We start from the raw sequence: 26,318 nt of genomic DNA, 5'->3' as shown, positions 1-26,318 counted from the left end.
TCTTCATAACGCGTTGAATTCGCGCTAACTCTTATGTCATTCGCGAGCTGGCACAGGCTGTGCTTGAGGCAACAACTGGGTTTGCCGCTTATTTGAGGCGGCGAAGATGCCTCTCACCTTCGAGGATTGAACAATGTCCGGAAAAATGAAAACAATGGATGGCAACGCCGCGGCGGCCTGGATCTCTTATGCCTTTACCGAGGTCGCGGCGATTTACCCCATTACCCCTTCCACGCCGATGGCGGAAAACGTCGACGAGTGGGCGGCGCAGGGGAAAAAGAACCTTTTTGGCCAGCCGGTGCGCTTAATGGAGATGCAGTCGGAAGCCGGCGCGGCAGGCGCGGTACACGGCGCGCTGCAGGCCGGGGCGCTCACCACCACCTATACGGCCTCTCAGGGGCTGCTGCTGATGATCCCCAACATGTACAAAATCGCCGGTGAACTGCTGCCGGGCGTCTTTCACGTCAGCGCCCGGGCGCTGGCGACCAATTCGCTGAATATTTTTGGCGATCACCAGGACGTGATGGCGGTTCGCCAGACCGGCTGCGCGATGCTGGCGGAGAACAACGTGCAGCAGGTGATGGATTTGTCGGCGGTGGCGCATCTGGCGGCGATTAAGGGACGCATCCCGTTTGTTAACTTCTTCGATGGTTTCCGCACCTCGCACGAAATTCAAAAAATCGAGGTGCTGGAATATGACCAGCTGGCGACGCTGCTGGACCGGCCCGCGCTCGACAGCTTCCGCCGTAACGCGCTGCATCCGGATCATCCGGTCATCCGCGGAACGGCGCAAAACCCGGATATCTACTTCCAGGAAAGAGAGGCGGGTAACCGTTTTTATCAGGCGCTGCCCGACATTGTCGAAAGCTATATGGCGCAAATCAGCGCGCTCACCGGCCGGGAGTACCATCTGTTTAACTACACCGGCGCGGCGGATGCCGAACGGGTGATTATCGCCATGGGGTCGGTCTGCGACACCGTTCAGGAAGTGGTGGATACGCTGAACGCGGCGGGAGAGAAGGTCGGGCTGCTCAGCGTGCATCTGTTTCGCCCTTTTTCGCTGGCCCACTTTTTCGCTCAGCTGCCGAAAACCGTACAGCGCATTGCCGTGCTTGACCGCACCAAAGAGCCCGGCGCTCAGGCCGAACCGCTGTGCCTGGATGTGAAAAACGCCTTCTACCACCACGACGATGCGCCGCTGATTGTCGGCGGCCGCTACGCGCTTGGCGGTAAGGACGTTCTGCCTAACGATATCGCGGCGGTCTTTGACAACCTCAATAAACCGCTGCCGATGGACGGCTTTACCCTCGGCATTGTCGATGATGTCACCTTTACCTCGTTGCCCCTGCGCCAGCAGACGCTGGCGGTCTCGCATGATGGCATCACCGCCTGTAAATTTTGGGGCATGGGCTCGGACGGCACCGTTGGGGCCAATAAAAGCGCGATTAAAATCATCGGCGACAAAACGCCGCTCTACGCGCAGGCCTACTTTTCCTATGACTCGAAAAAATCCGGCGGCATTACCGTTTCGCATTTGCGCTTCGGCGACCGGCCGATCAATTCGCCCTACCTGATTCATCGGGCCGATTTTATCTCCTGTTCGCAGCAGTCCTACGTGGAGCGCTATGACCTGCTGGATGGGTTAAAGCCGGGCGGGACCTTTTTACTCAACTGCAGCTGGTCCGATGCGGAGCTGGAGCAGCATCTGCCGGTTGGCTTTAAACGCTATCTGGCGCGGGAAAATATCCATTTTTATACCCTGAACGCCGTGGATATCGCCCGTGAGCTCGGGCTGGGCGGGCGCTTTAATATGCTGATGCAGGCGGCGTTCTTTAAGCTGGCGGCAATTATCGACCCGCAGACCGCGGCGGATTACCTCAAGCAGGCGGTTGAAAAAAGCTACGGCAGTAAAGGGGCGGCGGTGATCGAGATGAACCAGCGGGCGATCGAGCTGGGCATGGCCTCGCTGCATCAGGTGACCATTCCGGCGCACTGGGCGACGCTGGATGAGCCCGTGGCGCAGGCTTCAGCCATGATGCCGGATTTCATCCGCGATATTCTGCAGCCGATGAACCGCCAGTGCGGCGACCAGCTGCCGGTAAGCGCGTTTGTCGGCATGGAAGACGGCACCTTCCCCTCGGGCACCGCCGCCTGGGAGAAACGCGGGATCGCGCTGGAAGTGCCGGTCTGGCAGCCGGAGGGCTGCACGCAGTGTAACCAGTGCGCCTTTATCTGCCCCCACGCGGCGATCCGCCCGGCGCTGCTCAACGGCGAAGAGCAGGACGCCGCGCCGGCCGGGCTGCTGAGCAAACCCGCTCAGGGAGCGAAGGCGTACCACTACCATCTGGCTATTTCGCCGCTGGATTGCTCCGGCTGCGGCAACTGCGTGGATATCTGTCCTTCGCGCGGCAAGGCGTTAAAAATGCAGTCTCTTGATAGCCAGCGCCAGATGGCGCCGGTCTGGGACTATGTGCTGGCGCTGGCGCCGAAGAGCAATCCGTTCCGGAAGACGACGGTCAAAGGCAGCCAGTTTGAAACCCCGCTGCTGGAGTTTTCCGGCGCCTGCGCGGGATGCGGCGAAACGCCTTATGCCCGCCTGATAACCCAGCTGTTTGGCGACCGGATGCTGATCGCTAACGCCACCGGCTGCTCTTCTATCTGGGGGGCCAGCGCGCCGTCGATTCCCTATACCACCAACCACCGCGGCCACGGCCCGGCATGGGCGAACTCGCTGTTTGAGGATAACGCGGAGTTTGGCCTCGGCATGATGCTCGGCGGCCAGGCGGTGCGTCAACAAATCGCCGATGATATGACCGCCGCGCTGGCGCTACCGGTCAGCGACGAACTTAGCGACGCGATGCGCCAGTGGCTGGCGAAGCAGGATGAAGGCGATGGTACCCGCGAGCGCGCGGACCGGCTCAGCGAACGGCTGGCGGCGGAAAAAGAGGGCGTGCCGCTGCTGGAGCAGCTATGGCAGAACCGCGACTATTTTGTGCGCCGGTCGCAGTGGATTTTCGGCGGCGACGGCTGGGCCTACGATATCGGCTTCGGCGGTCTCGATCACGTGCTGGCGAGCGGGGAAGACGTGAATATTCTGGTGTTTGATACCGAGGTTTACTCCAATACCGGCGGGCAGTCGTCTAAATCGACCCCGGTGGCGGCCATCGCGAAGTTTGCCGCGCAGGGCAAACGCACGCGGAAAAAAGATCTTGGCATGATGGCGATGAGCTACGGCAATGTGTACGTGGCCCAGGTCGCCATGGGCGCCGATAAAGATCAGACGCTGCGCGCGATCGCCGAGGCTGAAGCCTGGCCGGGACCGTCGCTGGTGATTGCCTACGCCGCCTGCATTAACCACGGGCTGAAAGCCGGTATGCGCTGCAGCCAGCGCGAGGCGAAACGGGCGGTTGAGGCGGGATACTGGCACCTGTGGCGCTATCATCCGCAGCGGGAAGCGGAAGGCAAGACGCCGTTTATGCTCGATTCCGAAGAGCCGGAGGAGAGTTTCCGCGACTTTTTGCTTGGCGAAGTGCGCTACGCCTCGCTGCACAAAACGACGCCGCATCTCGCGGATGCGCTTTTTAGCAGAACCGAGGAGGATGCGCGCGCCCGCTTTGCCCAGTATCGGCGGCTGGCCGGTGAGGAGTAGAGGCCGGCGCGCAGGCCTTTAGCTATCGTGCTGCATGACCTTAAGCAGCGTATCCAGCAGGCCGGGAAAGCGCGCGTCTAAATCTTCCCGGCGCAGCGAAATCAAATTCTCCCGCCCCTGAGGCCGCTGCCAGATCACACCGCTGTCGCGCAGGACGCGCCAGTGGTGGGTCATGGTCGACTTCGCCACATCTTCATGACGCAGGGCGTTACAGCTCTGCTCGCTGCCGTCGGCAAGGATACGGATAATCTCAAGCCGCAGCGGGTTGCCGAGAGCGAAAAGGACATTTTCGAGGCGAATTTGTTCACGTTCGGGGTGATTGGCGATCATAATATTCCTGTGTCGGCGGCGGCGCAGCTCCGTGAGCAGCAGCCCGTATCGGCGGCTGGCCGGTAATATACCGAAACTGCTTTTCTAAAGCCACGCGGGTCGTCGCAGCTTCACCAATAGTAACGATAGCAAAAATAGTTCGAATATACTCGTACAGTTGTACTATGATAGATGCCGTTATATGAACGGCGGCCAATTCCGGCCGCCTGTTAACAGTCACAATGACTAAGGACGCATCATGCCCCGACCCATCCCCCTCGAACGTTATCGCAACATCGGTATCTCCGCGCATATCGATGCCGGCAAAACCACCACCACCGAGCGCATCCTGTTTTATACCGGGATGAGCCACAAGCTGGGGGAAGTACACGATGGCGCGGCAACCACCGACTGGATGGCGCAGGAGCAGGAGCGCGGGATCACCATTACCTCCGCGGCGGTGAGCTGCTTCTGGCCCGGCATGGACCGCAGCTTCGAGCCGCACCGGATTAACATCATCGATACCCCCGGGCACGTGGATTTCACCATCGAAGTGGAACGCTCCATGCGCGTCCTGGACGGCGCGGTGATGGTTTACGACTCCGTCGGCGGCGTGCAGCCGCAGTCGGAAACCGTCTGGCGGCAGGCGAATAAATACCACGTTCCGCGGCTGGCCTTCGTCAATAAGATGGACCGCCCCGGCGCGGACTTTTTCCGCGTGGTGCAGATGATGATCGATCGCCTGAAGGCCAATCCGGTGCCGATTGCGATCCCGGTTGGCGCCGAAGAGCACTTCACCGGGGTGGTGGATCTCATCAAAATGCGCGCCATTTTATGGGACGACGCCACCCAGGGGATGACCTTCAGCTATGCGCCGGTGCCTGACGACATCGTGGAAACCGCCCGGCTGTGGCGGGAGAAAATGGTCTCGGCGGCGGCGGAAGCCAGCGACGAACTGATGGATAAATATCTCGAAACCGGTGAGCTGGACGAGGCGGAGATCGTCGCCGGTCTGCGCCAGCGCACGGTGAAGGGGGAAATCCAGGCGGTGCTGTGCGGCAGCGCGTTTAAAAACAAAGGCGTGCAGCGGATGCTCGATGCGGTGGTTGAGCTGATGCCGTCGCCGCTGGATATCCCGGCGATTCAGGGCGTGGATGAGAAAGGGCGGCCCGTTGAACGTCATCCGGGCGACGACGAACCGTTCTCGGCGCTGGCCTTCAAGCTGATGACCGACCCCTACGTCGGACAGCTGACCTTTATCCGCGTCTATTCCGGGACGCTGAAAAAAGGCGATGCGGTATGGAATCCGGTGAAAGGTAAGAAAGAGCGCATCGGACGCATCGTGCTGATGCAGGCCAACGATCGCCATGAGGTGGACGAACTGCACGCCGGGGATATTGCCGCCTGCGTCGGCCTGAAGGATGTCACTACCGGCGACACGCTGTGCGACCCGGATGCGGTGATTACCCTCGAACGGATGGAGTTTCCGGAGCCGGTGATTTCGCTGGCGATTGAACCGAAAACCAAAGCCGATCAGGAGAAAATGGGTATCGCCCTGCAGCGGCTGGCGGCGGAAGATCCGTCGTTTCGTCTGCATACTGACGAGGAGTCCGGCCAGACGATCGTTTCCGGGATGGGCGAACTGCATCTGGAGATTATCGTCGACCGCATGAAGCGTGAGTTTGGCGTCGAGGCGAATATTGGGCGTCCGCAGGTGACCTATCGCGAGACGATCCGCAAAACGGTCAAAGAGGTGGAAGGCAAATTTGTCCGCCAGTCCGGCGGTAAAGGGCAGTACGGTCACGTGGTGCTGACCCTTGAACCGCTGGAGCCGGGAAGCGGTTTCGTGTTTGAGGACGCGACCAAAGGCGGCGTGGTGCCGCGCGAGTACATCCCTTCAGTGGAAAAAGGGCTGCGCGAAGCGATGGGCACCGGCGTGCTGGCGGGCTATCCGGTGGTGGATATCAAGGCGACCCTGACGTTTGGTTCGTATCACGACGTCGACTCGTCGGAGATGGCTTTCCGGATGGCGGCGATATTTGGCTTCAAGGAAGGGGCGCGCAGGGCCGACCCGGTTATTCTTGAACCGGTGATGCACGTGGAAGTGGAGACCCCGGAAGAGTACGCCGGGAATATTATGGGCGATCTCTCTTCCCGTCGCGGAATGGTGCAGGGGATGGAGGAGCGGTTCGGCAGCCAGATTATTCGCGCCGACGTGCCGCTGGCCGAGATGTTTGGCTATTCCACCACGCTGCGTTCGATGTCCCAGGGCCGGGCGACCTACAGCATGGAGTTCCACCACTACGCAGAAGCCCCGCGCAACGTGGCTGAGGCGATTATCGCCAGCCGCGCCAAAGGCTAAGCAACGTTCCCGGGTGCGACGCGAGGCGTCTTACCCGGGCTACGAGTCCTGCCATCGTTTGTAGCCCGGGTAAGGCGTTAGCCGCAACCCGGGAATTTCTGCCAATCAAACAATATCCTGCGCGTACTGCCACAGCGCCTTCAGCTGCGCCAGCTTCTCTTTATCGTCCGCATACTGCTGGTACAGCATCTGCAGCTCATCGGCGTAGGCCTGCAAAAACTCAGGCGTAAAGACCTGGCGACGGTGCTCTAACCAGCGCTGCTGCTCGGCTTCATCCAGCGTGCCGGGATAATTGCGCGCGCGATAGTTGAACAGCAGGCGCTCGATACGCTTATCGGCGAAGGTAATATCCAGCGCCGGCAGGTTGCGCGGCTCGGTTTCGAGTACGATTTTCATCGCCGCACGGTCGGCATCACTGAAAAAGCCGTTATACAGCTGCGTATCGACGTTATCGGACGGCACAAACGGCTCCGCTTCGGCAAAAATCGCCACCGCTTTCTCGCGTACCTGCGGATTGGCCCGCAGCAGCTGGGCGTTCTCCAGACAGCGCTGGATATTGATGCCCAGCCGGTCGGCATCCTGCGGACGCAGGGTGTTTTGCTGCGCCAGCACCGGGCATTTATTCAGGTGGACCAGCTTAATCGGCACCGCGGGCAGGTCGCCCAGCTCGCTTTTCGGCGTATACAGCCGCTCGCGCAGGGTGTCGGCATCGAGCTCCAGCAGGGGGGCGATGTCTCCGGCCAGGTCGACCATAATCACCGCGTTACGGTTGTCCGGGTGCCACGCCAGCGGGGCGACCAGGCTGGTATTGCCGCGCGCCGCGCCGAACATGCCGGAAACATGCACCAGCGGTTTGATTTGCGGCACGTCAATCAGCGTCGCCAGCTTACGCTTGTTGCGGTGGGCGTAAAGATAATCGAACAGGCGCGGCTGCTGGGTTTTCACCAGCTTCGCCATGGCGATAGTGGCGTAAACGTCGGCCATCGCGTCGTGGGCGTTGCTGTGTTCGATGCCATTAGCGACGGTCAGATGCTCCAGCCGGAAGCTCGGTAAGCCCTCTTCATTTTCCGGCCAGTTGATCCCTTCGGGGCGCAGCGCGTAGCAGGCGCGCATCACGTCCAGCAGATCCCAGCGGGAGTTGTCGTGCTGCCAGCTCCAGGCGTAGGGATCGTAAAAATTGCGATAGAGAATGTTGCGCGTCACTTCGTCATCGAAGCGCACGTTGTTATAGCCGACGATGCAGGTTTTCGGCACCGTGAACAGATCGTGAACGCGGCGGGCGAAAGCGGCTTCGTTGTCCCCCTTGGCGTTCGCCTCCTGCGGCGTTATCCCGGTGACCATGACCGCCTGCGGCTGCGGCAGATAGTCATCGGCGAGCCTGCAGTAGAAGACTTCGGGTTCGCCGACGATATTCAGGTCTTCATCGGTGCGAATGGCGGCAAACTGCGACGGTCGGTCGAGCGAGGGACTGGTGCCGAAGGTCTCGTAATCGTGAAATAAAAATCCGGGCTGGCTGGCGCTATCTTGCATAATCTGTTCATTATTCCTGGTGGCGAGCAGCCTTCATGGTAAACGATTTGCCGGGCCATCAGAAGGGTATCCCCTTTGTCACGCGTCGGCGATGTCATATTTTCTTGCAATTAAACCCTGATTTGAAACGAGAAGTTCCGTAAAAAGGACGGCGAATCTGTCAATTTAGAGGATATGCCGTTGAAAGGCCGTTTTTTTATTGCTGTATCTTTGCTCGCTGCGAGCGTTTCCTGCGCATTTGCCGCCAATGATTTTCCCGTCAACGTGACGCCTCCTTCTATTCAGGCCGGTTCCTGGGTGCTGATGGATTACACCACCGGCCAGATCCTGACCGCCGGTAACGAGCATCAGCAGCGCAATCCCGCCAGCCTGACCAAACTCATGACCGGCTACGTGGTCGATCGCGCTATCGACAGCCAGCGCATCACCTTTGACGACATCGTCACCGTCGGGAAAGACGCCTGGGCGCAGGGTAACCCGGTCTTTAATGGTTCTTCGCTGATGTTCCTTAAGCCCGGCGATCGGGTCAGCGTACGCGATTTAAGCCGCGGGCTGATCGTTGACTCCGGCAACGATGCCTGCGTGGCGCTGGCGGACTACGTCGCCGGCGGCCAGCCGCAGTTCGTCGCGCTGATGAACAGCTACGTGGAAAAACTGCATTTGCAGGATACCCATTTTGAAACCGTCCACGGTCTGGACGCGCCGGGTCAGCACAGTTCGGCCTACGATCTGGCGGTGCTCTCGCGGGCGATTATTCACGGCGAGCCGGACGTCTACCATATGTACAGCCAGAAGAGCCTGACCTGGAACGGCATTACCCAGCAGAACCGCAACGGGCTGCTGTGGGATAAGACCATGAACGTCGATGGTCTGAAGACCGGCCACACCTCGGGCGCCGGCTTCAACCTGATTGCCTCCGCGGTGGACGGCCAGCGCCGGCTGATTGCGGTGGTGATGGGGGCCGACAGCCCGAAAGGGCGTGAACAGCAGGCGGCGAAGCTGCTGCACTGGGGGCAGCAAAACTTCGATACCGTCCAGGTTCTGCAGGACGGCAAGCAGGTCGGCGTTGAGCGTATCTGGTATGGCGATAAAGAGCAGATTAAGCTGGGGACCGATCAGGACTTCTGGTTAGCGCTGCCGAAGTCGGAAGTCTCGCGCATTAAGGCCAAATACGTGCTGGATAACAAAGTGCTGGAAGCGCCGATCGCCGCCCACCAGCGGGTTGGAGAAATCTCCCTTTACGATGGTGATAAAGTGGTGGCCCACTGGCCTCTGGTGACGCTGGAAAGCGTTGGCAAGGGCGGCGTGCTGTCGCGCTTTAGCGATTATCTGCATCAAAAACTGTAACTTCTCCGCCGCTCCGCCCGGAGCGGCATCTCGTAGCTGTTTGATTATTATGCCGCTTCGGTTGGCGCTTCGTTTACTTTCACTCCATTACCTTACCCGGTCACCCTTCAGGAAAAAGCCTGGCGCTTGTGCGCCATAAATGGAGCTGGGAAAATGAAATACTTTGCGCGTAGTGCGCTTTCTCTGGGACTGTTCGCCGTTTTTAGCACTTCTGGTTTTGCCTCCGGCCTCGTTCTGGCCGATAACGAATTCCGCAATGATTTAGCCTGGTTATCCGACCGTGGAACCCTCTCGTTGAGCCTGTCTACCTGGCCTCTGAGCGAAGAGGAGATTAAGCGCGCGCTGGCCAATGCCCATCCGACAACGTCCGCAGAGCGGGTGGTACTGGGTCGGGTAAATCAGCGATTAAGCGCGCTGAAAGCTGACGTGCGCGTTACCGGCTACAGCTCCACTGATAAGCCGGGCACTCCGCAGGGGTTCGCCCAATCTTACCCCGCCGACCAGTCGCTTTCTCTCGCCCTGAACAACAGCGGCGAATGGTGGGATCTGCACCTGCAGGGCAATGTTGAAGGCGACAAGCGCATCAGTAACGGTTCGAGCGTGAACGCCAACGGCGCGTACGGCGCGGTTAAGCTGTGGAACCAGTGGCTGGCGTTCGGGCAAATCCCCCAGTGGTGGGGGCCGGGCTATGAAGGTAGCCTGATCCGCTCCGATGCCGCGCGTCCCATGACCGGTTTTCTGCTGCAGCGCGCCGAACAGCGGGCGCCGGAAACCTCATGGCTAAGCTGGATTGGCCCCTGGCAGTACCAGCTTTCCGCCAGCCAGATGAACCAGTACGCCGCCGTACCGCATACCAAAATCTTCGGCGGCCGCCTGACTTTTTCACCGCTCACCTCGCTGGAGCTGGGAGCCTCGCGCGTTATGCAGTGGGGCGGCGAAGGGCGGCCTTCCTCATTCAGCAGCTTCTGGGACGGCCTGACCGGCAATGATAACACCGGCGACTCGGCCGACGATCCCGGCAACCAGCTGGCCGGTTTTGATTTCAAGCTGAAGCTGGCGCCCACCCTCGGCTGGCCGGTGAGCATTTACGGCCAGATGATCGGCGAGGACGAAGCCGGATATTTACCCTCGGCGCACCTCTATCTTGGCGGCGTGGAAGGGCATCACCAGTGGAACAGCAATGCGGTTAACTGGTATCTGGAAGCCCACGATACCCGCTCGAACATGGGCCGTACTAACTACATCTATAACCACTTTATCTATAAAGACGGCTACTACCAGCAGGGCTATCCGCTGGGCGATGCGATGGGCGGCGACGGGCGTTTATATGCCGGTAAGGTGGAGCTGGTAACCGAAGAGAATCAGCGCTGGAGCGCGCGGCTGGTCTACGCTGAGGTCAATCCAAAAAACCAGCGAATCAATAAAGCCTTCCCGCGCGCCGATACGCTGAAGGGCGTACAGCTGTGCTGGAGCGGCGATGTTATGCCGACGGTACGCCTGAATACCTCCCTGTGGTACACCGACGCTAACCACAGCGCCAGCGACGATGTTGGGGCCAGCATCGGCGTTGAGCTACCGTTCAGTTTATAACCGTATGGCGGCGATTTTTTCATCTTCTTGCCGCGCGGATTTGTGAATTGCCGCACATACTGTGGGTGATAGTACTGCTAATTTATGTGTATATACATACAGTATTTTATCAACAGTGGAGGCAGCATGGACTATAACGTTAAATCCGTAGGCAAGAAGAAAATTGCTGGTTTTCATCTGGTCGGTCCCTGGGAGCAGACGGTAAAACAGGGGTTTGAACAGCTGATGATGTGGGTCGATAACAGCCAGGTGCCGGCGCAGGAGTGGGTGGCCGTTTACTACGACAACCCGGACGAAGTCCCGGCGGAAAAGCTGCGCTGCGATACCGCCGTCACGGTGGCGGACGACTACCAGATTCCTGAGGGTAGCGAAGGCGTGATGATGACCGAAATCGCCGGCGGCGATTATGCAGTTGCCCGGGCCAGAGTCGAGAATTTTGACTTTGCGACGCCGTGGTACCAGTTCTTCGAGAGCTTGATGCAAAGCACAACCCATCAGATGGCGATGAAGCCCTGTTTTGAAGTCTATCTTAACGATGGTAACCAGGATGGCTACTGGGATATTGATATGTATATCGCGGTCGAGCCGGCGGTGAAGTAGAACATTGTCCCTTCGTTTGACAAGGTTTATTACATTCGCGTGATGCTTGCGGCGAAAAAGCAGTTACAATTGGCCTTTTCGTTGTGTCGGAGTAGGTTGTGCGCGCGGATAAATCACTTAAGCCATTTGAAATTCGGCTGTATCGCCATTACCGCATCGTCCATGGCGTGCGAATAGCATTGGCCTTTGTGCTCACCTTTGTGCTGGTGCGCCTGCTTAACGTTCCTGAAGGCACCTGGCCCCTCATCACCCTGGTGGTGGTGATGGGGCCTATCTCCTTCTGGGGAAATGTCGTACCGCGCGCGTTTGAACGTATCGGCGGCACGATCCTCGGCTCGGCGCTCGGGCTGGTAGCGCTCAAGCTGGAGCTTATCTCTCTGCCCATTATGCTGCTGTGGTGCGCGGTTGCGATGTTCCTCTGCGGCTGGCTGGCGCTGGGCAAAAAGCCCTATCAGGCGCTGCTGATCGGCATCACCCTGGCGGTAGTGGTCGGCGCGCCGCCGGGCGACCTGACCACCGCGCTGTGGCGAAGCGGCGACGTGATCTTCGGCTCCCTGCTGGCGATGCTGTTTACCGGTATCTGGCCGCAGCGGGCCTTTCTGCACTGGCGTATCCAGATGGCCAGCTACGTCACCGCCTTCAACCGTCTGTATCAGGCGGGCTTCTCGCCGAACCTCGTTGAGCGTCCGCGTCTGGAAAAGCATATGCAGAAGGTGCTTAACGACGTGGTGAAAATGCGCGGATTAATTACCCCTGCCAGCAAAGAGACACATATCCAGAAGGCCATCTTTGAGGCGATCCAGACCGTCAGCCGTAACCTGGTGTGTATGCTGGAGCTGCAAATCAACGCCTACTGGGCGTCGCGTCCCGGCCACTTCGTGATGCTTAACGCCCATACGCTGCGCGAAACCCAGCAAATGACCCAGCAAACATTGCTGACTATCGCCCACGCATTGTATGAGGGCAATCCGCAGCCGATTCTTGCCAACAATGAAAAGCTCAACGAAATTGTGGCCGAACTGCGCCAGCTCATCAAAGAGCAGCAGGACGACAATTTCTCCGAAACGCCCATTCACGGTTATGTCTGGTTAACTATCGAGCTGGCGCGCCAGCTCGAACTGCTGTCGCATTTAATCTGCCGTGCGTTGCGTAAATAAAGACCAGACTCACGTGGTTTTTCCATCGCTTGCTTCGATTCAGCAGCGTTTAGGGTTATGATAACGGCAAAGGAAAAAACATTGTCATCAGCGGCTGCTAACAGTTATGTTAGCCCTATGTAGCAGTCGCTTTAGCGAATCCGAATCTCAAATATTAGGGGTATAAAAATGGAAACAACTAAGCCTTCTTTCCAGGACGTACTGGAGTTTGTTCGCCTGTACCGTCGTAAGAACAAACTGCAGCGTGAAATTCAGGACGTTGAGAAAAAGATCCGTGATAACCAGAAGCGCGTACTGCTGCTGGACAACCTGAGCGACTACATCAAGCCGGGCATGAGCGTTGAAGCTATTCAGGGCATCATCGCCAGCATGAAGAGCGATTACGAAGATCGCGTTGACGATTACATCATCAAAAACGCCGAGATCTCCAAAGAACGTCGCGATATCTCTAAAAAGCTGAAAGCGATGGGCGAAGCGAAAGTCGAAGATAAATCTGCCGAGTAAGCCCCGTTAATGCGCTCCGGCGGCGCTCGCTGCCGGAGTTTCTCTTCTTCCTCTTGCGTGACCTCACAGTTCCTTAGCAAAACCGCCCGCGCGACGCTGAACCTTTACCCAGGAATTTGGTATACTTCCGCCGTAAACATATTGATATCGGAAGGGTTTATCTCATGCTGTCCCTGCAACAGGTGCCGCCGCGATGATACTGATGACCGGCGACGCGCTTAGCGGCCAACGCCGTGACGCCGAATCTTTACTCAACTCTTTCGTTTCGGCGATCTTCATCGCTACCTCCCGGCTCTCCGACAACCAAATGGCCGCGCGCATTCAACACCACCGTGATACCCGGCTGGCCCACTGGCGGCTGGAAGAACGCGGGCAGGCTTTCTCCGCGCGGCAGCCGCGCGGATAAGTCTGGTCACGGTCGGTGGCGGGCGTGAATAACCGCTGCCGCGGGGTTTATCGACAGGAGTCATCACTCAATGATTAAGTCTTTTTTTGCCGCATTATCATTTATCAGCCGCCTGCCGGTCCCGGCGCGTTTATCCCAGGGGCTGGAAATTGAACAATATCAACGCAGTATCATCACATTCCCCCTGGTGGGGCTGCTGCTGGGGGCGATTGCTGGCGCCGTTGTGATGCTGCTGCAGCCGTGGTGCGGCGGCCCGCTCGCCGCGCTGCTCGGCGTGCTGGCGCTGGCGCTGTTGACCGGCGGGTTCCATCTTGATGGGCTGGCGGATACCTGCGATGGCATCTTTTCCGCCCGCCGCCGCGAGCGGATGCTGGAAATCATGCGCGACAGTCGGCTGGGCACTCACGGCGGGCTGGCGCTGATTTTTGTGCTGGTTGCAAAAGTGCTGGTGGTCAGCGAAGTGGCGCTGCGCGGCACGTCGGCGCTTGCCGCGCTGGCGGCCGCCTGCGCCGTCGGCCGCGGTATGGCGGTGCTGCTGATGTATCGTCAGCGCTACGCCCGGGAAGAGGGGCTGGGCAACTTGTTTATCGGCAAAATCACGCTGCGGCAGATGCTGATTACCATGGGGATCGCGCTGGCGCTGGCGACGCTGCTGCTCGGGGTCAACGGTCTGCGGGCGGCGCTTATCACTCTGGTGCTGGTTTGGGCGCTGGGTCAGGCGCTGAAGCGTACTCTGGGCGGGCAAACCGGTGACACATTAGGCGCGGCGATTGAGCTGGGCGAAGTCATATTTCTGCTGGCCCTGCTGTAGGCATTGTTTTATTCCCGGTGGCGCTGCGCTGACCGGGCTACCAGTCCACCGCTGTCTGCGGGCCGGTGCCCGGGCAAGGCGCAGCGCGCCGCCTGCCGGGAATGTGTCGGAGTGACGGATTGGCGTGGTTTCTCCCGGCTCGCGCTGCGCTTAGCCGGGCTACAAGTCCATCGCTGTCTGCGGGCCGGTAGTCCGAACAGGCGCATCGCGCCGCCTGCGGGGAATGTGCCGGAGTGACGGATTGGCGTGGTTTCTCCCGGCTCGCGCTGCGCTTAGCCGGGCTACAAATTCACAGCTGTCTGCGGGCCGGTAGCCCGGACAGGCGCAGCGCGCCGCCTCCGGGAAAATTATTCAGCGCACGTGCTTACAGCGCTTTTTGCCATACGCTCTGCGGCAAGAGGTAAACATCTGCCGGCGCCGTCATGCCGTCGGTCACGATATGCTGAATGCCGCTGGCCATTACCGCCAGGGTCACGTCAAAGGCGTTCAGGCTATCGCCAAAGCCCGCGGTCAGGTTGAGCATTGAACCGTTCGCCATCAGATAAACGGTTTTATCGCCCATCCGGTAAGCGTTGATATAGGGCATGACCTCTTCATGACGGAACTGGCGCAGGTACTCACAGTCAATCTCTTCCGCCACGTGACCCACGTTGAGAATAAACACCCCGTCTTTGGACTTATCCAGCGCCTGGCGGTTAACGACTTTTTTACCGCCGGTCGCCGTGGCCACCACGTCCGCGGAGGCAATCGCCTCCTGTAATTCAACGACGTGCCAGCCATCGTAGGCCGCCTGTAGTCTCCGCGCCGGGTCGATTTCCGCTACCATTACCTGGCCGCCGAAGGCCTTCGCCGCCGCCGCTACGCCCTGGCCAACCAGACCATAGCCGATGACCAGCACTTTTTTCTCATGCAGGGTCAGGTGGGTCGTCTGGAAAAAGGTGTGCCAGGCGGTCAGGCCGACCATATGACGGTTGTGCAGTCCCTCTTTTACCGGCAAATCATCCCAGTTAAAAATCGGGTAGCCGAGGCGAATATCGCCCAGGCGGCTAACGCCAGAGCCGGTCGCCTCAAGGCCCGCGACGATATTGCCAAACTCCCCGCGCTGATGCAGTAGGGTGGTAATATCCGCGCCCATTTCGCACAGATGCGTCGGCTGCCAGGCAATCGCTTTTTCCCAGGATTGCTGCCAGTCGGCGTCGCTCATATCCCGCCAGGCACAGGCTTCCGCGCCGCGCTCCACCAGCCAGGCGACCACGTCATCCTGCACCGTCGTTGGGTTACAGGTGGTAAGAAAAACCTTCGCCCCTTTCTCCAGTATTCCCTGCACCAGGGGGATCATTTTCATATCGAGGTGCATACAGCAGGCGAGACGCACCTGGCTGAGATCCGGCAGGGCGGCGACCTGACGCAGGGTGCGCGGCATATTCTGACTGGCCCATGCGATCTCTTTCTCTAATTTTATCTTGTTATTCAACGTGTTTGACCTTCAATCCATAGAATGCTGATACCCAGAGGTGAGGGGATTTTAACGTAGCGCGCGCCGTTTTTACATTCACAAAATGAATGACGAAAAGCCACGACAAAGACATGGTTGTTAAAATAAGGTTAAAAAAAGAAAATGAAACATAAGTTCTGATTATGACGTAAGCGAGCTACACGATGTTAAGCGTTTTACCCGGATCGCTCTTTTCGCGGATCCGCATTTTCCTCGGTCGCCTCAAGCCGCACGCCCTGCCGGTTGCCAGAAAACATATTGTTCTGGCCTCTCTCGGCGCCGGGACGGGACTGGCGGTGACCAGCATGTTCAGCCACTGGCTGTTAGGCGAGGTCAATATCTGGTTTATCGCGCCAATGGGCGCATCGGCAGTGCTGCTGTTTGGCGTCCCGAGCAGTCCGCTGGCCCAGCCGTGGTCGATTGTCGGCGGCAACGCGCTCTCGGCGCTGATTGGCGTGACCGTGGGAATGGCGATCCCGAACCTGGCGCTGGCCTGCGGCGTGGCGGCGGGGCTGGCGATCGCCGGTATGTATTTCCTGCGCTGCCTGCATCCGCCGGGTGGGGCGGTGGCGTTAACGGCGATCCTCGGTGGGGCGGGGGTGCAGAGTGAAGGCTACCACTTTGTTCTGACGCCGGTATTGCTCAATTCCCTGATGCTGGCGCTGCTGGCCATCGTCTTCAACAACATGGTGGGACGACGCTACCCGCACCCGCTGGCCGCAGAAGAGGTAAAGGCCAAAGCCGTACCGCTGGGCCTGTCGGTGACCCGCGATGATATTCACGCGGCTCTGCTGGACGGCCAGTTTCTCGATATCGATGAAGACGACGTGCAGGAGCTGCTGGAAAATATTGAACATAAAGCCAGACAGCGTATCGCCAGCGCCCGGCGATCCTGATGAGCTTTTCGGCTCTCTGGGGAACGCGGATTAACCCACGTGTTCCCCTTTTTATTGCCTTCCTCCCCGGCCATTAGCCTGAACCAGGCATTTTTCTCCCCCCGAAAGCAACAAGCTCTGCGGATCGTGACTGCGATCGACAAAATTGTCCATTCAATGAGCAAAAAGTTGACGCCCTTAACGAAATGAATATTTCAAAATAACTTGTTATGGATTTTTTAATCCGGTGGAGTATAACGAGTTGTTAAATAATGCACCCGGGTGCAAAGAGGTGCAAATGTATTCCTGATGCCAGAACCTGCCGTATCTGGTTCGGCAATGTGATCTTTTTATTCATAAAAACAAAACGATAGAACGCTCATCCCTGACAGGACAACAAAATGACCGATCATGTGATAACTGAAAGTCGTAAAACAGATAATGATAAGAAAATCAGATTAATAACCCTCGTCTCAACCATCGGTGGACTGTGCTTTGGTTACGACACCGGGGTTATTTCCGGCGCGCTGATTTTCATGAAAAACGATCTTGGCCTCACTCCTCTGCAGGAAGGGCTGGTGACATCGTTTTTATTATTCGGCGCGGCAATCGGCTCTGTCGGCGGCGGCTGGCTGTCCGACCGACAGGGACGGCGGAAAAATATTCTGTGGGTGGCGGTGATTTTTATCTTTGGCGCCCTCGGTACCGCCGTCGCCTGGGATATGTCGTCGATGATAATCGCCCGCTTTATTCTTGGCCTGGCGGTTGGCTGTGCGTCAGTGACGGTACCGATTTATATTTCAGAACTGGCGCGACCCGCGCAGCGTGAACGGCTGGTGACGGTCAACGAACTGATGATCGTCACCGGGCAGTTTCTCGCTTACTCCGTCAACGCTTCCATTGTCAATTTCTATCCCGACATGTCGCACAACTGGCGGCTGATGCTGGCCATTCCGGCGCTACCCGGCGCGCTGCTGTGGATTGGTATGCTGGTAATGCCGGAGTCTCCGCGCTTCTTCGTGCGTAAGGGGCAAATAGACAAAGCGGTTGCGGTGCTGAAAACGATTCGTCGGCCCGAAGAGGTGGAGCAGGAGATCCGCGATATCCAGCAGGTGAGCCAGATTGGCATCAACCATGGCCGATTTGTTGACGAGCTGAAGAGAAAATGGGTACTGCAGCTGATTTTGATCGGCCTGATGATTGTGCTGGCAACGCGCGTAACCGGCGTGAATACCATTATGTACTACGCGCCGACGGTGCTGAAAGCCACCGGACTTGGCGATGCGGCGGCGGTGACCGGCGCCGTGGCTAATGGCGTCGTCTCTATTCTGGCCACGCTACTGGGGATGCTGTTAATTGGCAGGCATTCCCGACGGAAAATGTTCTTTACCGGACAGATCGGCGTCACCCTTAGCCTGGTGTTGATTGGCCTCTCGTTCAAGCTCTTCTTCCATATGGAAACCGTCGATGGCGTCAGCGGCTTGCACGCCAACTTTACCGGTGCCAGCTACATCATTCTCGCCCTGATGCTGGTGTTCCTGACCTTTATGCAGGGTTGGATCGCACCGGTATTCTGGCTGATGCTCGCGGAAATCTACCCGCTGCGGATGCGCGGTCTGGGAATGGGTTTTGCGGTATTCGGTTTATGGATATTTGACTTCATCATTCAGTCTATTTTCCCGATTTTACTCAACAGCTACGGCGGTGGAATGACCTTCGGCTTCTTCGCGGCTACCAACGTCATAATGCTGATTCTGCTGGTGAAGTTCCTGCCGGAAACCCGCGGGTTAACCCTCGAACAAATTGAACAAAAATTCAGATTCTGATTTAGCAACGTGGAGGAATATATGACAGTTAATATCGGTTTAATTGGTTTGGGTATGATTGGGCGCGACCATCTCCAGCGTTTCCAGACGGTTATCCAGAACGCCAGGGTCAGCGCCGTCTGCGATATCAATCGTAATGTGACCGACGCTATTGCCCGCGAATATGGCGCTCAGCCCTATTACGATGCAGTCGAGATGATTCAATCAGACGACGTGGATGCGATCTTTATTTGCTCTATTGGCCCGGTACATAAAGAACAAATTCTGGCGGCCATTAAAGCAGGTAAACCGGTGTTTTGCGAAAAGCCGCTCACCCCGACCGCCAATGAAGCCAAAGCGATTATTGATGCTGAAGTAGCCTACGGCAAACGTATGCTGCAGCTGGGCTTTATGCGCCGTTTCGACCCGGGGTACAACCAGCTAAAAGCCACTCTGGATAGCGGTGAACTGGGGGAAATATTGCTCATCCACTGCGCCCATCGCAACGCCTCCGTGCCGGAGAGCTACACCCTGGAGATGGCGATTAACGATTCGGCGACCCATGAAATCGATATTATCCGCTATCTGCTTAACGAAAATATCGTTTCGGTGCGCGTCGATAAACCGCAGAAGAAAACGCGCAGAGCCTGCGCGCATCTGCAGGATCCGTTGATTGTGATTTTTGAAACTGAATCCGGCGTACGTATTGATGATGAGCTGTTTGTTAACTGCGATTACGGCTACGACATTCGCTGTGAAGTGATTGGCGAAAATGCCATCAGCGCGTTGACCGAACAGGCACTTACCACCGTCCGTTCGGCGCAGGGTTATAGCCGCGCTATCCCCAAAACCTGTATGGAACGTTTCGCCACCGCCTACGATCGCGAGGTGCAGAATTTCGTTGACCGGGTAAACCTGGGGGCGGAGATGAGCGGGCCATCATCGTGGGACGGATTTGTCGTGGCGATGGTATGCGATGCCGGCCTGGCGTCGCTGAAGGATGGCGAAAAGCACGCCGTCTCTCTGCCGGAGTGTCCGGCGCTCTACCGCTGACCCATTAACGAAGGGAGAGGCGCATGTTAACTCTGAAACCAGAAGATATTTTTATTGGCTGTCGGGCGAATTCAAAGAAAAAGGCGCTGCGTATTGCCGCGGATTCCCTGCAGGCCAGCGGCTACGTCAGCGAGGGTTTTTTTGAATCAATGGTGGAGCGCGAAAAGGCGCTCTCTACCTGGCTCGGGGCGGGGGTCGCCATGCCCCACTGCAGCAAGGAGGGCATTGATCTGGTGCGGCAAACCGGTTTCCAGCTGCTTCAGTTTCCGGATGGCGTGGGCTGGGGGGAGGGTAAAGTGGCCTTCCTTGTGGTCGCCGTGGCGGCAAAAAACAATGAACACATTGATGTTATAGCGGATCTGGCAGACCTGCTTGATGACGAAGTGAAAACCACGCTGCTGGCCAGCGCCGACAGCAAAGACGCGTTTATGCAGATCCTCGAAGGACACTCATTTAAGAAGGATAGAATATGAAACTGGCACTCTGTACCGATGTTCTCGCCGGCCTGGCGTTCCCGGAAATGCTCGATCGCGTCAAGCAGTACGGCATTGAGGGCGTGGAGATGACCGCAGGCGGCTGGTCGCCTTGTCCGCATGTTAAAACTGAAGAACTGCTGGCTTCTCCGGCAGCGCTGGCGGCGTTTCGCGGCGAGCTGGAAAAGCGCGGAATGGAGATCGTCGCGCTGAACTGTTCGGGTAACCCGCTGGCCCCCGGCGCCCTTGGCGAGAAGCACACCGCCAGCAGCTACCGTACCGTCGAGCTGGCGGCGAAGCTGGGAGTGAAAAAGATAGTCATGATGAGCGGCCTGCCGGGCGGCGGGCCGGACGATAAAATCCCTAACTGGATCACCTCGACGGTTTCCTGGCCGGACTATATGCCAGGCGTGATCGATTACCAGTGGAACGAGGTTGCTATTCCCTGGTGGCAGGCTTTTACCCGCCATGCGGCTGAACACGGCATCGAACAGATTGCCCTCGAGGAATTCCCCAGCCAGCTGGTTTACAACCCGAGCACGCTGCTGCGCCTGCGTGAGGCGGTTGGCGACATCATCGGCATGAATCTCGATCCGTCGCATCTGATCGCCATGGGGGCAGACCCGATTGCCGCAGCCCGTAAGCTTGAAGGGGTGATTTATCACGTCCACGGCAAAGACGCGCGTATTGAACGCGGGCTGGCGGATGTCGACGGCTTACTGGAATACCAGCCGGTTACGCAGACCAAAACCCGCACCTGGAACTACGTGGCGGTTGGCTGTGGACAGGATTTGAAGTGGTGGAAAGAGTTCTTCTCGGTGCTGCGCATGACCGGATATAACGGTTATGTGTCGCTGGAGATGGAGGACCTGACGATGAGCGTTGAAGCAGGGCTACGGACGTCTATTGATGCCCTCAACGCCACATTAAGTCAGTGACAACGGGCCGCGTTTTCCCTCCGGGGGGCGGGAGAACGCGGCGCGTTTTTTGTTGAGCGGATTTTATCTTTCTGTATTTTACGTTCTATTGGATGTTTTTTATCAGGAACGTTAAAACCGAGTATGAGCGCCCCTAAACGACAAAAAGCGACCGCCAGCGACGTTGCGTTACTGGCTGGCGTCTCCAAATGGACGGTTTCCCGGGCATTTACCCCCGGGGCTTCTATCCAGCCCAAAACCCGGGAAGAGGTGATGAAAGCCGCTAATATTCTGGGATATCGACCAAATTTACTGGCGCGTAGCCTGACGCAAAAGAAAACGCATATTATCGGCGTGGCGGTAGACGAGCTGCGCAATCCCAATATGGTGCTACTGCTTAACGAAGTGACCCGCCAGCTGCAGAATCGCGGCTACATGGCGCTGGTGATTAACGTTACCGACGAAGAAAACACCCGCACGGCGATGGCGCTGGCTTACCAGCTCCAGGTTGATGGTATCTTGTTTATGGCCACGGTCCTGACGCCGGAACTCATCGCGATTGCCACTGAAATTCATCGCGTTCCGCTGGTGCAGATTGGCCGTAATACCGATCATCCGGAAATCCAGGTGGTCAATATTGACGGCTGGATTGCCGGAAAACAGCTTGCCGAACTGCTGCTGGCGCAGGGGCATCGCACTTTTGGCTATATGAAAGGGCCGGATACCGCCTCGCACCATTTAATGAGGATGGAAGGATACGAAGCGGCGCTGGAGCAGGCAGGTTGCCGGCTTGATACTCTGCTGGTTGCCGGACAGTATTTACGTACCCGGGGATATGCGGCGATGAGCGACTATCTGGACGCGACGTCCGCAGGCGAAAGAGTGGATGCCCTGTTCTGTGAAAACGATATTCTGGCGATAGGCGCGCTTCAGGTGCTGCGCGAGCGCGATTTAACGATGGGTATTGTCGGTTTCGATAATATCGATGAGGCGGCGGCGCCGGAATGGCAGCTTACTACCTACGATCAGCGGCGCGAGCGGCTGGTGGAAGAGGCGTTGAATCGGCTCATCGATGTAACTGAAGGGCCGTCGGCGACCTGGCGCACCGGGGAACCCATCGTGCGCCAGTCCCATCGCCGCCAGGGCTAAAGTTCGCCGGTGATGTACTGCGCCACGCCGCAGCCAAAACTCCAGTCCCCTTTGTGGTTGCTGATTACCGAGACCATCAGATCATCGCCGCTCAGCCCGCAGTGCTCCTGGAGCTCAGCCAGCAGGGTGGCATAAAAAAGCTGCTTCTGTTCTTCGCTGCGCGGGCTGGTATATACCCTCACCACCACCACCTCCCGGCTTCGCGTCAGCCCCAGCCCGGTATCTTCAATAATCATATGATGAGCTTTGTTTTCGTGAACAATCTGGTAGCGATCGCGCTCTGGCACCTTGAACGCCTGCACCACGGCGCGATGTGCCGCATCCAGCAGGGTTTTGATCTCGCTTTCGCTGCGTCCTTCAATGATATCAAACGTCAGTAATGGCATAGCAGATGGTCCTTATTGTCGGATTACCTCAGTGATAGAGATGCTAACCCGTGCTGAAGCCGGCAAAAACCGCTATATTTGAACTCATTGTTTTTATCTGTGAACAATTACTATGCGCGAGATCCGCCCGGAAATTTACTGGACCCACCTGTACTGGCTTACGGTGCTGGAGGAGCAAAAAAGCTATACCCGCGCCGCGGAAAAGCTGGCGGTCAGCAAATCCGCCATCAGCCAGAAAATCAGCGAGCTGGAGCGGGTTACCGGTAAAACGCTGGTGCACCGAACCACCCGCAGCGTGACCTTAAGCGAAGATGGTCTGCGGCTGGTGGCGGAGCTGAACGAGCCGTTTGGGCAGATTCGCGAGATCTTTACCGGCACCTGCGACGAGGAAGGCGGCCCCCTGCGCGGTACGCTGCGCCTGACCGCGCCGGTCGCATTTTCACGTCAGCAGCTGGTCCCGGCCATCACCCCTTTTCTGCACCAGCATCCGCAGCTTCATCTCCAGCTGGAGGTGACCGACCGACTGGTGTCGCTCGCCAGCGAGGGGTTCGACCTTGCTATTCGCCACTGTCGCCGCGAGCTGCTGCCGGAGACCCACGTGGCCTGGCCGCTGTGCCGTACGGCCACCCTGGTGGTCGCCTCGGCGGACTATATTCGCCGCTTTGGTCGCCCCGATTCGCCTGACGCGTTGCGTCAGCATCAATGCCTCACCTACCCGCGCGGGCCGCAAAGCCCGCACTGGACCTTTGAGCGCGACGACGAGCGGGTGAGCGTGAAGGTGCAGGGGCCGTTTGCCACCAATAACAGCGAATCCCTGCGCGACGCGGTGTTGGCGGGGCTGGGCGTTGCCTTACTGCCGGATTTTAGCGCCAGGGAGGCGATTGGCCGCGGGCTGGTTCAGGAGCTGCTGCCGGGATGGCGGCCGGTGGATGCGTTTGCGGAAAGTCTGTACGTCATTCGCCCCTACACGCCGCGCGTATCGCGGGCGGTAGAGACGTTTAGCCGCTATCTGAAGGCGACCTTCAGCTGATATTTTCCAGCTGCTGCGCCAGCGCCTCGCGAAAGCGGGGCAGCAAATCGGCGCCTTCTGAAACCAGCTCCGCCAGGGTCACGGTTTTATCGGCGCGGTATTCCCGCCCGCTGCCAAGCCGGGCTTCGAAATCATTGGCCGCCCGGTGAGCCGCCGCCAGGTCGGCATCCAGCAATACCACCGCGTGCGCGAGAACCACATGGCCTCGACCTTCCGCCATCGGTCGCCAGTACTGGGCCGTGCTGGCTATTTTTCGCACCTGCTCGCCCTCGCCGCAGGCCAGATTATAGCGACCATCGCAAAATGAACCGCTAACCGCCCGGCAGTGGCTGGCCACGCCAAAGGTCGCCAGCGTGCGCTGCAACAGGCCGCAGAGGAAAAGATAAATCGGCTCTGCGGCTTCGCCCAGCGAGTGATAGACCGGCCAGGCCAGGCTGAGATTGACAATTCCCGGCCCCTGCGGCACCAGCCCGCCGCCGGAGCGGCGCTGCCAGACCGGCCATCCCTGGCCGGCGAACTGCTCGCTCACCGCCGGGAGTTCGGCAAATTTCCGGTAGCTTCCCGGCACCACAAACCCCTGCGGGGCCTGCCAGAGCTGAGCCACCGCCTCACCGTCGAGCGCCCGGGCAAACAGCGGCTGCTCGGCAAGGGTGGGATCGGCAAAGTAACCAACCGGTAGCTGCTGGTGGCTAAAGCGCAGCGGCCAGCAGGGTTCCTGAATCATGATTTCTCCTTATCGGCGCTATTCGCCATGGCGGCTGGGTTTCATCAGCATCGCCGTAAGGGCGGAGAGCAGGCAGCCTGCGGTCAAGTAGATAGCGACGCTATGCCAGGCGCCGCCGGATAAGGTGACCAGGGCGGCGGCGATAAACGGCGTGAAACCGCCGCCGACAACGCTGGCAACCTGATACCCCACGCCGGCCCCGCTGTAGCGATAGCTGGCGCCAAACATTTCGGTAAACATTGGCTGCTGAACGCAAACCACCATATCGTGCGCAATATTTGCCAGCATAAGCGCGAAAAACAGGATCCAGAAGTATGACTGGCTTTCGAGCGCCATAAAGAACGGGAAGCCGCTGAGGGTGCCGATCAGCGCCCCGGTGATATAGACGCGGCGACGGCCAAAGCGGTCCGCCAGCCAGGCGAAGCAGGGGATCGTCAGGCAGCTGATGGCGCCGACAAGCAGGCCAATATTCAGAAACAGCTCGCGCGGCAGGCCGAGATTCTGCGTGGAATAGTTAAGCGCGAAGGCGGTGACGATATACATCGTCAGCAGCTCGCACAGGCGCAGGCCGATAATCATTAAGAACGCGCCCGGATGGCGGAACAGCGCTTCCACGACCGGCAGCCGCTTTTTCTTCGGCTGCAGCTGCTGTTCGCGCTGCTGCTGTTCAAATTCGGCGGATTCCGCCATGCCGTTGCGGATCCAGAGCGCCGCCAGCACCAGCACGACGCTAAACAGGAACGGCAGACGCCAGCCCCAGCTGAGGAACTGTTCATCGGTGGTGCAGGAGCTTATCAGCGACACCAGCCCTGTAGAGAGCAGCAATCCGACACCGTAGCCCACCTGCACGCCGCTGCTGTAGAACGCCTTCTTATTTTTCGGCGCGCTCTCTACCGCCAGCAGAGCCGCGCCGCCCCATTCGCCGCCCACCGCAAAGCCCTGGACGGCGCGCAGCAGGACCAGCAGAACCGGCGCCCACCAGCCAATCTGGCTGAAGGAGGGCAGCAGACCGATACAGGCGGTGGCGATCCCCATCATCCATACCGTCAGCATCAGCATGCGTTTGCGCCCGAGGCGATCGCCGAAATGGCCGAAGATAATGCCGCCCAGCGGGCGGAAGAGGAAGCCGACGCCGAAGGTGGCAAAGGCGGCGAGGGTGCCCATTGCCGGGCTGATTTGCGGGAAAAATTCCCGGTTAAATACCAGCGCGGCGGTGATGCCATAGAGAAGAAAGTCGTACCAGTCGACCACGGCCCCGGCGAAGCTGCCCCAGGCCGCTCTGCGGGCGCGGTTGAGTGAACATGCCTCCTTGCCGGGGCGCTGAGAAATTAACGTTGAGTCCATACCTGTCCTGTCTGTTGCTGAGTTTTTAATTATTGGAATGAGACGCTTTCCGAATTCGCGCCTGTCCTGAGACTACCGCGCAGAAGGGCATGTGAAAAGATTTTTACCTGCTCTGGGCGTTTAAAGGCATAAAGCGTTTGCTTCGCCGGGGGATGAACGCCCTTGTAGCCCGTTCAGAATGCGAGCTTAGGACTTCGCTTATTGTTTTTAATTTTAATTTTTGAACCCAACGGGGACACCTTTTAAGAAATGACTTAAATGGTTTACAATTAACAAGTCTCCAATTTCGGAAGGGTGAGTTAAATGCGTTTAATTTTTGCAGCTTTATTTTGTGTCATGGTTTCGCCTTCCGCTTTTGCAGAAAAACTGCCAGCGCCTGTCGGCAAACCCGTTTTAACTATTTCCGGCCTGATTGCTAATACGAATGAGGGCGATACCGCCGTTTTTGATGTCGCCGCATTAGAAAAGCTGGGGATGGAAACGCTGGTGACGACCACGCCATGGTATTCGGGCAAGGTCCGCTTTGACGGCATTTCCCTCAGTAAACTCATGGATTTAGTCGGCGCCAAAGGCAAGTCAGCCCGGGTGCTGGCGCTCAACGATTACACCACGATTGTCCCCCTGGACGACTTTCATAAATTTCCGGTAATTTTGGCTTTAAAAATGAACGGCGAATATATGCGCATTCGTGATAAAGGGCCCTTATTTATTGTTTATCCTTACGACAGTAGCCCGGAATTGCAGAATCAGATTTATTATTCCCGTTCGGCATGGCAGGTTTCGAAGATTATAATTGAGTAAG

General features: G+C 58.1%; 23 protein-coding genes. 17 read left to right on the top strand and 6 right to left on the bottom strand.

The genetic code is table 11. The annotated features are described in order from the left end of the window. Nucleotides 1–133 precede the first annotated feature (133 nt). Nucleotides 134–3,649, top strand: a complete 3,516-nt coding sequence (gene nifJ / locus ACESQ2_RS18910) for a pyruvate:ferredoxin (flavodoxin) oxidoreductase (RefSeq protein WP_373171083.1) — start codon at nt 134–136, stop codon at nt 3,647–3,649. Nucleotides 3,650–3,667: 18 nt separating this feature from the next. Here the strand turns inward: nifJ and ACESQ2_RS18905 are convergent, their stop codons facing one another. After that, on the bottom strand, nt 3,668–3,979 hold the full coding sequence (locus ACESQ2_RS18905) for a helix-turn-helix transcriptional regulator (RefSeq protein ID WP_014230020.1): 312 nt from the start codon (nt 3,977–3,979) through the stop codon (nt 3,668–3,670). A gap of 238 nt (nt 3,980–4,217) precedes the next feature. Between ACESQ2_RS18905 and fusA the strand changes: the two genes are divergently transcribed. Beyond that, nucleotides 4,218–6,320, top strand: a complete 2,103-nt coding sequence (gene fusA / locus ACESQ2_RS18900; RefSeq protein ID WP_373171081.1) for an elongation factor G — start codon at nt 4,218–4,220, stop codon at nt 6,318–6,320. 105 nt (nt 6,321–6,425) lie between these two features. Here fusA and sbcB read toward each other — a convergent pair whose 3' ends face one another. Further along, nucleotides 6,426–7,850 (bottom strand): exodeoxyribonuclease I, encoded by a 1,425-nt coding sequence (gene sbcB, locus ACESQ2_RS18895; protein ID WP_014230018.1) that lies wholly within the window; start codon nt 7,848–7,850, stop codon nt 6,426–6,428. Nucleotides 7,851–8,030: 180 nt separating this feature from the next. Here sbcB and dacD point away from each other — a divergent pair, with 180 nt between their 5' ends. The 7 genes from dacD (at nt 8,031) to cobS (ending at nt 14,265) form a co-directional block, all read left to right on the top strand. Beyond that, nucleotides 8,031–9,197 (top strand): serine-type D-Ala-D-Ala carboxypeptidase DacD, encoded by a 1,167-nt coding sequence (gene dacD, locus ACESQ2_RS18890; protein WP_064404619.1) that lies wholly within the window; start codon nt 8,031–8,033, stop codon nt 9,195–9,197. A 153-nt stretch (nt 9,198–9,350) separates the two neighbouring features. Then, the gene (locus ACESQ2_RS18885) at nt 9,351–10,787 is read left to right on the top strand and encodes a capsule assembly Wzi family protein (RefSeq protein ID WP_286115877.1); all 1,437 of its coding nucleotides are present in this window, start codon (nt 9,351–9,353) and stop codon (nt 10,785–10,787) included. Nucleotides 10,788–10,913: 126 nt separating this feature from the next. Next, nucleotides 10,914–11,387, top strand: coding sequence for a DNA gyrase inhibitor SbmC (gene sbmC, locus ACESQ2_RS18880; protein WP_048260881.1), 474 nt, complete (start codon nt 10,914–10,916; stop codon nt 11,385–11,387). A 98-nt stretch (nt 11,388–11,485) separates the two neighbouring features. Beyond that, nucleotides 11,486–12,544 (top strand): FUSC family protein, encoded by a 1,059-nt coding sequence (locus tag ACESQ2_RS18875; protein ID WP_048260883.1) that lies wholly within the window; start codon nt 11,486–11,488, stop codon nt 12,542–12,544. 168 nt (nt 12,545–12,712) lie between these two features. Beyond that, complete coding sequence (locus ACESQ2_RS18870; protein ID WP_004103624.1) at nt 12,713–13,048, top strand: DUF496 family protein; 336 nt, start codon at nt 12,713–12,715, stop codon at nt 13,046–13,048. A gap of 193 nt (nt 13,049–13,241) precedes the next feature. After that, nucleotides 13,242–13,454 (top strand): bifunctional adenosylcobinamide kinase/adenosylcobinamide-phosphate guanylyltransferase, encoded by a 213-nt coding sequence (locus tag ACESQ2_RS18865; RefSeq protein ID WP_004852374.1) that lies wholly within the window; start codon nt 13,242–13,244, stop codon nt 13,452–13,454. Between the two features lie 70 nt (nt 13,455–13,524). Then, nucleotides 13,525–14,265, top strand: coding sequence for an adenosylcobinamide-GDP ribazoletransferase (gene cobS / locus ACESQ2_RS18860; RefSeq protein ID WP_014838908.1), 741 nt, complete (start codon nt 13,525–13,527; stop codon nt 14,263–14,265). Between the two features lie 364 nt (nt 14,266–14,629). Here the strand turns inward: cobS and ACESQ2_RS18855 are convergent, their stop codons facing one another. Then, complete coding sequence (locus tag ACESQ2_RS18855; protein WP_345911387.1) at nt 14,630–15,739, bottom strand: adenosylhomocysteinase; 1,110 nt, start codon at nt 15,737–15,739, stop codon at nt 14,630–14,632. Between the two features lie 185 nt (nt 15,740–15,924). Here ACESQ2_RS18855 and ACESQ2_RS18850 point away from each other — a divergent pair, with 185 nt between their 5' ends. From ACESQ2_RS18850 to ACESQ2_RS18825, 6 genes are all read left to right on the top strand, one after another. Beyond that, a complete protein-coding gene (locus ACESQ2_RS18850; RefSeq protein ID WP_224384913.1) occupies nt 15,925–16,656 on the top strand; it encodes an HPP family protein in 732 nt (243 codons plus the stop codon). A 380-nt stretch (nt 16,657–17,036) separates the two neighbouring features. Next, a complete protein-coding gene (locus ACESQ2_RS18845; protein WP_014230010.1) occupies nt 17,037–18,461 on the top strand; it encodes a sugar porter family MFS transporter in 1,425 nt (474 codons plus the stop codon). Between the two features lie 21 nt (nt 18,462–18,482). Continuing rightward, a complete protein-coding gene (locus ACESQ2_RS18840) occupies nt 18,483–19,493 on the top strand; it encodes a Gfo/Idh/MocA family protein (protein WP_014230009.1) in 1,011 nt (336 codons plus the stop codon). A gap of 23 nt (nt 19,494–19,516) precedes the next feature. Then, nucleotides 19,517–19,966, top strand: a complete 450-nt coding sequence (locus tag ACESQ2_RS18835; RefSeq protein ID WP_014230008.1) for a PTS sugar transporter subunit IIA — start codon at nt 19,517–19,519, stop codon at nt 19,964–19,966. Continuing rightward, nucleotides 19,963–20,904 carry a sugar phosphate isomerase/epimerase gene (locus ACESQ2_RS18830; RefSeq protein ID WP_032693837.1) on the top strand — a complete coding sequence of 314 codons (942 nt, stop codon included), beginning with the start codon at nt 19,963–19,965 and terminating at the stop codon, nt 20,902–20,904. The genes ACESQ2_RS18835 and ACESQ2_RS18830 overlap by 4 nt, the downstream gene beginning before the upstream one ends. 123 nt (nt 20,905–21,027) lie before the next feature. Beyond that, on the top strand, nt 21,028–22,032 hold the full coding sequence (locus ACESQ2_RS18825; RefSeq protein WP_373171079.1) for a LacI family DNA-binding transcriptional regulator: 1,005 nt from the start codon (nt 21,028–21,030) through the stop codon (nt 22,030–22,032). On the opposite strand, the gene ACESQ2_RS18820 is transcribed toward ACESQ2_RS18825, so the two are convergent. Further along, complete coding sequence (locus ACESQ2_RS18820) at nt 22,029–22,418, bottom strand: tautomerase family protein (RefSeq protein ID WP_201993982.1); 390 nt, start codon at nt 22,416–22,418, stop codon at nt 22,029–22,031. The two genes, ACESQ2_RS18825 and ACESQ2_RS18820, sit on opposite strands and share 4 nt — an antisense overlap. Nucleotides 22,419–22,530: 112 nt before the next feature. Between ACESQ2_RS18820 and ACESQ2_RS18815 the strand changes: the two genes are divergently transcribed. Next, entirely contained in the window at nt 22,531–23,448 is a 918-nt protein-coding gene (locus ACESQ2_RS18815; RefSeq protein WP_004852363.1) for a LysR family transcriptional regulator, read from the top strand. Here the strand turns inward: ACESQ2_RS18815 and ACESQ2_RS18810 are convergent. Together ACESQ2_RS18810 and shiA are read right to left on the bottom strand one after the other, a co-directional pair. Continuing rightward, entirely contained in the window at nt 23,441–24,172 is a 732-nt protein-coding gene (locus ACESQ2_RS18810) for a lipoate--protein ligase family protein (RefSeq protein ID WP_373171078.1), read from the bottom strand. The genes ACESQ2_RS18815 and ACESQ2_RS18810 overlap by 8 nt on opposite strands. A gap of 18 nt (nt 24,173–24,190) precedes the next feature. Beyond that, on the bottom strand, nt 24,191–25,516 hold the full coding sequence (gene shiA / locus ACESQ2_RS18805; RefSeq protein WP_025106058.1) for a shikimate transporter: 1,326 nt from the start codon (nt 25,514–25,516) through the stop codon (nt 24,191–24,193). A gap of 303 nt (nt 25,517–25,819) precedes the next feature. Between shiA and ACESQ2_RS18800 the strand changes: the two genes are divergently transcribed. Then, nucleotides 25,820–26,317 (top strand): molybdopterin-dependent oxidoreductase, encoded by a 498-nt coding sequence (locus ACESQ2_RS18800; protein WP_032693833.1) that lies wholly within the window; start codon nt 25,820–25,822, stop codon nt 26,315–26,317. Nucleotide 26,318 lies beyond the last annotated feature (1 nt).

It is taken from the genome of Klebsiella sp. Q11 (genome assembly GCF_964241505.1).
Lineage (GTDB): Bacteria > Pseudomonadota > Gammaproteobacteria > Enterobacterales > Enterobacteriaceae > Klebsiella > Klebsiella michiganensis.
This window is presented reverse-complemented; position numbering and strand designations above follow the sequence as displayed.

Excerpts from the sequence above, each read along its gene's own strand:
- sbmC (WP_048260881.1), top strand. The coding sequence starts at position 10,914 with ATGGACTATAACGTTAAATCCGTAGGCAAGAAGAAAATTGCTGGTTTT.
- sbcB (WP_014230018.1), bottom strand. The coding sequence starts at position 7,850 with ATGCAAGATAGCGCCAGCCAGCCCGGATTTTTATTTCACGATTACGAG.
- ACESQ2_RS18835 (WP_014230008.1), top strand. The coding sequence starts at position 19,517 with ATGTTAACTCTGAAACCAGAAGATATTTTTATTGGCTGTCGGGCGAAT.
- ACESQ2_RS18905 (WP_014230020.1), bottom strand. The coding sequence starts at position 3,979 with ATGATCGCCAATCACCCCGAACGTGAACAAATTCGCCTCGAAAATGTC.
- ACESQ2_RS18840 (WP_014230009.1), top strand. The coding sequence starts at position 18,483 with ATGACAGTTAATATCGGTTTAATTGGTTTGGGTATGATTGGGCGCGAC.
- ACESQ2_RS18845 (WP_014230010.1), top strand. The coding sequence starts at position 17,037 with ATGACCGATCATGTGATAACTGAAAGTCGTAAAACAGATAATGATAAG.
- ACESQ2_RS18800 (WP_032693833.1), top strand. The coding sequence starts at position 25,820 with ATGCGTTTAATTTTTGCAGCTTTATTTTGTGTCATGGTTTCGCCTTCC.
- cobS (WP_014838908.1), top strand. The coding sequence starts at position 13,525 with ATGATTAAGTCTTTTTTTGCCGCATTATCATTTATCAGCCGCCTGCCG.
- ACESQ2_RS18850 (WP_224384913.1), top strand. The coding sequence starts at position 15,925 with ATGTTAAGCGTTTTACCCGGATCGCTCTTTTCGCGGATCCGCATTTTC.
- nifJ (WP_373171083.1), top strand. The coding sequence starts at position 134 with ATGTCCGGAAAAATGAAAACAATGGATGGCAACGCCGCGGCGGCCTGG.
- ACESQ2_RS18820 (WP_201993982.1), bottom strand. The coding sequence starts at position 22,418 with ATGCCATTACTGACGTTTGATATCATTGAAGGACGCAGCGAAAGCGAG.
- ACESQ2_RS18870 (WP_004103624.1), top strand. The coding sequence starts at position 12,713 with ATGGAAACAACTAAGCCTTCTTTCCAGGACGTACTGGAGTTTGTTCGC.
- ACESQ2_RS18865 (WP_004852374.1), top strand. The coding sequence starts at position 13,242 with ATGATACTGATGACCGGCGACGCGCTTAGCGGCCAACGCCGTGACGCC.
- ACESQ2_RS18830 (WP_032693837.1), top strand. The coding sequence starts at position 19,963 with ATGAAACTGGCACTCTGTACCGATGTTCTCGCCGGCCTGGCGTTCCCG.
- shiA (WP_025106058.1), bottom strand. The coding sequence starts at position 25,516 with ATGGACTCAACGTTAATTTCTCAGCGCCCCGGCAAGGAGGCATGTTCA.
- ACESQ2_RS18815 (WP_004852363.1), top strand. The coding sequence starts at position 22,531 with ATGCGCGAGATCCGCCCGGAAATTTACTGGACCCACCTGTACTGGCTT.
- fusA (WP_373171081.1), top strand. The coding sequence starts at position 4,218 with ATGCCCCGACCCATCCCCCTCGAACGTTATCGCAACATCGGTATCTCC.
- ACESQ2_RS18810 (WP_373171078.1), bottom strand. The coding sequence starts at position 24,172 with ATGATTCAGGAACCCTGCTGGCCGCTGCGCTTTAGCCACCAGCAGCTA.
- ACESQ2_RS18825 (WP_373171079.1), top strand. The coding sequence starts at position 21,028 with ATGAGCGCCCCTAAACGACAAAAAGCGACCGCCAGCGACGTTGCGTTA.
- ACESQ2_RS18885 (WP_286115877.1), top strand. The coding sequence starts at position 9,351 with ATGAAATACTTTGCGCGTAGTGCGCTTTCTCTGGGACTGTTCGCCGTT.